Source organism: Achromobacter pulmonis, from assembly GCF_002885955.2.
In the GTDB taxonomy this organism is placed as follows: domain Bacteria; phylum Pseudomonadota; class Gammaproteobacteria; order Burkholderiales; family Burkholderiaceae_B; genus Achromobacter; species Achromobacter pulmonis_A.
The window spans coordinates 1-323 of sequence record NZ_POQS01000097.1; the positions used below are offsets into that span (position 1 = coordinate 1).

General features: G+C 65.0%; 1 protein-coding gene. It reads left to right on the top strand.

Features of this window, described 5'->3' with window-relative positions; genetic code table 11:
* Positions 1-140: 140 nt before the first annotated feature.
* Positions 141-323: GntR family transcriptional regulator (locus C1I89_RS33910; protein WP_146197005.1), on the top strand; the 183-nt coding region annotated here is incomplete at its 3' end.

A 323-nucleotide genomic window follows, 5' to 3' on the forward strand; every position in this document is an offset into this window, starting at 1 on the left:
ACGCGCCCGCTGCTATGCGCAACAGCCACACATCCCGGGTTTCTGTATCGAAGCAGATCCTCGATTTTGCCGCTGTTATGGTGTACTTTTGGCGAATCTGTGCCTACCTACCATCCGACCTCGGGGAGCATGATCGGCGCATGGACCCGCAACCGCTCTATCTACGCCTGGCCGACCACTACCGGCGCGCCATCCAGACCGGCGTACTGGCCCCGGCGCAGCGCATGCCCTCGGTGCGCACGCTGGTGCGCACCCATCACGTCAGCCTTTCCACCGCGCTGCAGGCCTGCCGCCAGCTGGAGGACGACGGCCTGATCGAGGCC